The following is a 6,214-nucleotide window of genomic DNA, read 5'->3' on the forward strand; positions in this document are numbered from 1 at the left end:
AGCCTTATTATGTTGTTGGTCGATCGTTTTGTCGCAGTATCTCACGTGGACAAACGTCGGCGAAGACCGGGTCTACGGGACTCAAGGACGCTACCTACTGCCGCTAGTCCCATTGCTGGTGCTCGCATTTGCTCAAAAGCGTACTGACTGCCAAGTCCAGCCCGACCGGATCGAATTTCTCCCGATCTTGGCTGCCGCGATCGATGTCGTAGCTATACCTATGTTTGCGCTGGCTGAGCGATTGACATTTTGTTCGGTACATATGACGATTTATTTATGATAAATCAATATTACTGCATTTATATTATTTCATAAAAAAACTAAGACTGTTATCTCTGTATGTTTCATCAACACAGAAATCTCAATCCAATGAATTCCCGCTTGCTTTCGCCCTGTAAAGTACAAATTCTCATGCATTTGCACTTTTCCTTCAGCCGCAACATCGTTTCTAAATTGCGAAGCGTGCGTTGTGCTGTTCCGAATGAGCCGAAGCTGATGACCGTTAGCACGGGCTGCTTCACCGGGGAGTGTGCCGCTCGATGCCGCACCCGATTTTCTGGCGTGAGGCGCTTCGTCACCCTTCGCTCGGGCTGTCTCAAGGTCTGAATGTTGCGAACTGACGATCTCGAACAGCTCCGCGATTGCTTGGCACGCGTCCATGAAGCTCCGAACTGTCCTCAATATAGTTCTGTCCGGGTTGCGCTGGCGAGAAACTAGCCAGCCTGACCTCATGCGACAATGGCCTGAAGACGAGACTGTCTGGCTCAATGAGAACGACGCTCGGCGTCCGAGTGCGGCACGGCAAATCCTCTCCGCCGTAGCTTCGCTCCGGTCGCGCGGCCGGTACGTTGTTCGCTTGGAAGGGCGTGGCAAGATCGTCATAGGGCCGGTCAGCGCGCTCACGTTGTGTGATGCTGAAGCTGAGATTCAATTCGTTTTCTGCGTCACGCCATTCGGGTACGGCGAGGACAGTCTTTGATAGACGGGCACAAACTCGAATTCCATCGGGCGCAGAAATTTGCGGACTATGAGCTAACGATCGGAGAGCAGGTGGTGTGACAAGTCTCGTCTCGACGAAGCTGCGGCCGCTCCACATTTGTGCTGGTGCGCTGCTGACATTCCTGACTGGTTGCGGCGGAGCGCTGATGCCGGGCATTCAGTTGGGCTCGGACCAGGGCGGGAGCACGTTCGGCTTCGACTCGCTGCCCTTCGAAATCCGACGCGCGGATGGGAGTGTGCTCGTGGGGCACGCGTCGGTGCGCCTCCTACGCGTCAGTTTCTACACCCCGGACGCAGGCAAGCTCGTCGTGTGCAGTGGCGCCTTCACACTTGATAGCGAGCATGCAGCAGTGCCGGTGAGCGTAGAATGCACGGGAAGTCGCATCCTGCACGGGATTGTGACAACGGCCCGGGCTGATCGCGGCGAGGGTACATTCACCGAGCCGTCTGGGCGTACCTCAACATTCCGCTACGGCGCGCTGCTCCCTTAGTTCTACATCTGACTGAATGAGAGAGCCTCGGGCTGCCCAGATGTTGCGGGGCCTCGGGTACCAACGACTTAGGCGTCGACACCCTGTTCCGATCAAGTCTTGTTCCGCGCCTTCGCTGCGCCCTTAGCCATGGGGCCGCGGCGACCTGGGCCGATCGCCTTGGCGAGCGCGGAGCGCTGAGCGGCGTAGCTCGGTGCTGTCATCGGCTGATCTGCCGGCAGGCCGTAGCGCTCGCGGTAGCTACGCGGATCGAGACCGTGACCGGTGCGGTACCGCTTTAGCGTCTTGTAGTTCTTACCGTCAGCTCGACGCGGCGGGACGAGGCCTCTTCTGCGGCGCCGACCGCGAAGACCGGCGCCGGGCCGTGGATCGGTGGCTCCTACGCCGGGGCCGGATTGGCCAGGGCGGCGAGGAGAGCGAAGGTGAAGGCCGGACGGCCGTGCTTCATCACTTTTCTGGTTTGGGAACGCACAACAGGCGCCAGCGAAGGCATCATCACACCCCGGATCTTTCTGGTGTTCCGACGGCAGTTTGCATGAAGAAATGATAGTGAGCTGCTCAAGCTGTTGCCGATACCATCATACCGCTGTACTTGCCCAACCGCGAAGCGTGTGATAATTTCCCACGAAATCACTGAGGGAGGCGTTCCAGCAAGAGCTGCCCAGTGACCAAGCCCTAGACGTCACCATCTCATCAGGGGACGAGTCGACATGATGATGCTGGCGCCCATGAGCGTCGTAGTGGAAGCGCTCAGTCTCGCGCAGTTAGCCGGCCGTCCTTCGGTGAGCCGCATGCGCACGCAAAGCTACTCGCTGCCTCGTGATCAGGCCGCTCGACCCAGCGAGGTTCCAGCCTCGACCGAGCTGCACAGCGCAGGAATGAACCTATTGCCGCTCCAGCCGTCGTCAACGCTTCCGCCGTCGTGGCCGCCGGTCTGCCGTACCTTCGCTCGTAGCAGAACACGCGGGCCGACTCGCGGCCAAACCAGCCGGCCGCGCTGACGTGCTGAGGACGTACGATGCGTCGCGCTATCATCCATATCGGCACGCCCCGGACAGGCACGTCTGCGTTCCAGACGCTGCTGTTCTCACGTCGCGACCAGTTGCTCGGTCAGGGCGTGCTCTACCCCGACTTGACCCCGCGCTCGTCTCCGCTCCCGCACCTCAACCATCAGCATCTGGGCGAGACCTTCAGTCGTAAACCCGAAGATCGCAGGGAACTGCTGAGCAAGCTCGACGCCGCGCTCGCCGACACAGCTGCTGACGTGGTGCTGCTCTCCTACGAGAGTTTCTGCCTGCCACCGCATCGGACCGCCGCTCCCAAGCTCCTGTGCGACCTCCTCGCGCGCCGTGGCTTTCGCCTCGAGATCCTGATGACCGTTCGACCTCAGGCGAGCTACATCCTCTCGCAATACACGTGGCGCATTCAGTTTTTGCGCGAGGCGCGCCCGTTCAGAGTTGCCTTCCTGAAAGACCTTGCTGAGCATCGCTACGACTATCTTCATGGCCTCGGAACTTGGGCGCGGGCAGCCGACTGGCGCGTGCACGCGGTGCCACTGCAGGACGTCCGCTCGACAGCGCCCTTAGCCGCGCGCATTGCGGCGGAACTCGGCTTGGCTGGCCGCCTCATGCCGCTCCTGACATCCGCAGACCTTGCCTTCCGCACGAACCAGAGCTTTGGGCCAGTGGCGACGGAGGTCTCGCGTCGGCTCCGACGCTTGGGCGTTACCTATGATCTGTTGCGCAGCCGCGCGATCACGGGGCGCATCGAGACACTCACCCAGGAATGCGGGCTCGATGCGGAACCGTTCCAAGGTCTCGATGAGGCGATGCTGCGGAAAGCCAGCAGGCGCTTTGTCGAGCAGAACGAAGGCTTCGCTCAGCGTGTCTGGGGCGAGGCGTGGGCGAGACGTGTTCGACCGGAGCATCTGGGGCCCGTGAACGAACTCGCCGGTCGCGACCTCGACGTGGCACGTGCGACCGAGGTCGAGCGGATCAAGCAAGTCATCGTCGGCGAGTTCGAGCTGCGGCCGCCGTCCTCCTTGCGGAGGGTCTGGCACAATCTCAGCCAGGGAGCTCCCACATGGCTGCGCTCCTCGCCTCTCCTGCGCCGGATCTGAAGGCTTTTCCGCAAGGCATACCTCGCTGGGAGTCGCAATGAACGATCACATCACATGGCAGTTTTACGAGCCGCGGGAGGCACGCTGGGCGCGACTTGGTCAGGGCCCAGCTATCGCGTGGCTGACTGGCCTACCGGGCGCGGGCAAGACCAGCCTCGCAAGTGCGGTCGACCGAACGTTGGCGGAGTACGGCCGCCACGTGTTTGTGCTCGATGGCGATAACCTGCGCCACGGCCTCTGCCGCGACCTCGGATTTAGTGAGGCCGATCGAGCAGAGAACGTGCGGCGAGCGGCAGAGGTGGCGCGGCTCATGGCCCAGGCTGGGCTGATCGTGCTCGTGGCCCTGGTCTCGCCATCGCGAGCCGAGCGGGCGCGAGCCCGGGCGATCACCGGGAACCTGCCATTCTTGGAGGTATTCGTGGATACGCCTTTGGCGGTGTGTGAAGCGCGGGACCCGAAAGGGCTGTACGCGTTGGCCCGAGCTGGACGGCTTACCGACTTTACCGGGATATCGGCACCGTTTGAGGCGCCGGAGGTACCGGATCTGACCCTGCGCACTGAAGGGCTGACGATCGCAGCCTCCGCCGCACCTTTGTGCGGGGCACTGTTGCGGCTGAGTTCAAGCGACGCGTGATCGTACCCAATGCCGGCCGGCAGCGTGCGTGCTTAGCTCGAACGTCGCCCGGATCACGATAGTCCTCTGTCTTTTGGCCGATCGCGCAGTTCAAGCCGGACCGGGAGCCCTACCGGTCGGCAGATCGTGCGTCGTGCGAACCCGTTCCAGCGCAAGAAGCTGCGCAATTCCAGAACCGGCCTCGTGCAAGTCGGTACCATTATCAAACTGGATGCTCGATGTTCAGCCCGACTATCCAGCCGACTGAGGCTTCACTGCCGATCGGCCGCCGCGAGGCTACCGTGGCCGCTGCGTTCGAGCGATCCGGACGTGGCCTGCACACCGGCCGGCGTGTGGCTGTGCGCGTCAACCCTGCACCGGCAGGTCACGGCATCGTCTTCCGCCGTTGCCTCAAAGGCGGGCGGGTCGTCGACATACCGGGCCTGTGGCTGTACCGGGAAGTGCAGCCGCTCTGCACCGCGCTCCGCCGTGACGACGTCCTAGTGCGCACGGTGGAGCACCTGATGGCAGCGCTGAGCGCCTTGCGGGTGGACAACGTGTTGGTGGAGACCAGCGCGGAGGAGTTGCCAGCCTTCGACGGCAGCGCCATGCCGTGGTGCGCGGCGATCACCGAAGCGGGCCGCACGGAATTAGATACGCTTTGCCGCGTCATCCGGTTGAAGCGGTCCGTGATGGTTTCAGACGGGCGGCGGCGCCTCACAATCGAGCCCAGCACGGGGCTCCACATAAGCGGGCATATCGCGCTGGCGCATTTCGGACCACTCGATTGGTCTGGGGAGATCACGCCTGAAACTTTCGCGCGGGAGATTGCACCCTCGCGCAGCTTCGGCCGCTTCGTTCAGGCGTTAGCGGGGCGTGCCTACGGCTTCGCTGCACGGAAGCCTTTCCTCCAGGGTTGTGGCCCATGCTCCGCGGCTCTGCTGGTACGCGGCCACGCGATCGGTGGCCTGCGAGTCCCTGATGAGCCCGTACGCCACCGCATTCTCGATGTCATCGGCGACTTAGCTCTCGTCGGCCATCCGGTGGAGGGCCGACTTACCGCCACGCATCCGGGGCACGAACTCAACCACGCCTTTGTGGCGGCACTCATGCGAGACCGCGCGGCTTGGGAGCTGGCATGAGCCCTGATGCGAAGTCACGCGCAAGGTCGATCGTCGTGCCGTCACCCCTATGTGTTCCTCGCCTTAGCGAATTCTCAAACTGCGACGATGAGCAAGTCAGCACAGAGAACACCAAAGGTGATAGATGCGAGGCGTAATCGCCCGGCTTGCCCGTCCGGAGTTCGGGCAACCCTGCGCGTGCGCCGACAGGCCGCCCGCCAGCAGCGCAACGAGCGCCAGCATGGCGTCGCCGGCCCATCCGGCCTTGGCCAGCGCCACCAACATCGCCGTCCAGAAGCCGAACCGCGACCATCGATTAAACCAGTTGTAGACCGTGGTTCGCGCGCCGTAGGCGGCCGGGCAATCACGCCAGCGGCAGCCCGGCATCAGGACGTGCAGGATGCCGGAGATGATCTGGCGGTCGTCCTTCCGCTCGGGTCCGGGCTGGTCCCTGGGCATGAACGGCTCAATCACCGCCCAATGCTCGTCCGAGAGCCAAAACAGGTTTGCCATCGCCACCTCTAGGCCGCAAACGGCTGCCTGGAATCGCAATTTGCCAACCCCTGCAACGCCCTGGTTCGGTTCACACCCTAGAAGCAGAGAAGTGTCTTAGCGCACTCCGCTGCACAACTTGGCCATTGATGTGGGCAAATTTCCCACAGATAAGGGGCGTCCTGATGTTTCGGCACGCTGCGAGTATGCTTCGTGATTTCCTCTTGTCCCCTTGCCATTCAGGCGCCGTCACCCCAGAGCAAGTCCTTCGCATCCTATGCCGCCGGAGCCCTTGGATTAACCGCGCTGTTGTGCACAGGACGGGCGAACGCCAATGAAATCGTCATCCAAGGCAACCAGCGCGTCGATGCCGAGGCCG

The 6,214-nt window shown here is 62.2% G+C and carries 3 protein-coding genes and 3 pseudogenes; 4 read left to right on the plus strand and 2 right to left on the minus strand.

Annotated features, from left to right (window positions below):
- Positions 1-280 (plus strand): annotated as a pseudogene (locus OXS27_RS31400) (hypothetical protein); the annotation flags it as partial.
- 1,302 nt (positions 281-1,582) lie between these two features.
- On the opposite strand, the pseudogene OXS27_RS31405 reads toward OXS27_RS31400, so the two are convergent.
- Positions 1,583-1,792, minus strand: a pseudogene (locus tag OXS27_RS31405) (MucR family transcriptional regulator); the annotation flags it as partial.
- 815 nt (positions 1,793-2,607) lie between these two features.
- On the opposite strand from OXS27_RS31405, the gene OXS27_RS31410 reads away from it, so the two are divergent.
- The 3 genes from OXS27_RS31410 (at position 2,608) to OXS27_RS31420 (ending at position 5,364) form a co-directional block, all read left to right on the plus strand.
- Positions 2,608-3,609 carry a hypothetical protein gene (locus OXS27_RS31410; RefSeq protein WP_267361580.1) on the plus strand — a complete coding sequence of 334 codons (1,002 nt, stop codon included), beginning with the start codon at positions 2,608-2,610 and terminating at the stop codon, positions 3,607-3,609.
- A gap of 37 nt (positions 3,610-3,646) precedes the next feature.
- Positions 3,647-4,243 carry an adenylyl-sulfate kinase gene (gene cysC, locus OXS27_RS31415; RefSeq protein WP_267361581.1) on the plus strand — a complete coding sequence of 199 codons (597 nt, stop codon included), beginning with the start codon at positions 3,647-3,649 and terminating at the stop codon, positions 4,241-4,243.
- A gap of 218 nt (positions 4,244-4,461) precedes the next feature.
- On the plus strand, positions 4,462-5,364 hold the full coding sequence (locus OXS27_RS31420) for a UDP-3-O-acyl-N-acetylglucosamine deacetylase (protein ID WP_267361582.1): 903 nt from the start codon (positions 4,462-4,464) through the stop codon (positions 5,362-5,364).
- A gap of 222 nt (positions 5,365-5,586) precedes the next feature.
- Here the strand turns inward: OXS27_RS31420 and OXS27_RS31425 are convergent.
- Positions 5,587-5,856: pseudogene (locus OXS27_RS31425) on the minus strand (transposase); the annotation flags it as partial.
- Between the last annotated feature and the right edge of the window lie 358 nt (positions 5,857-6,214).

The organism is Methylobacterium sp. GC_Met_3 (assembly GCF_026540775.1).
Taxonomy (GTDB): domain Bacteria; phylum Pseudomonadota; class Alphaproteobacteria; order Rhizobiales; family Beijerinckiaceae; genus Methylobacterium.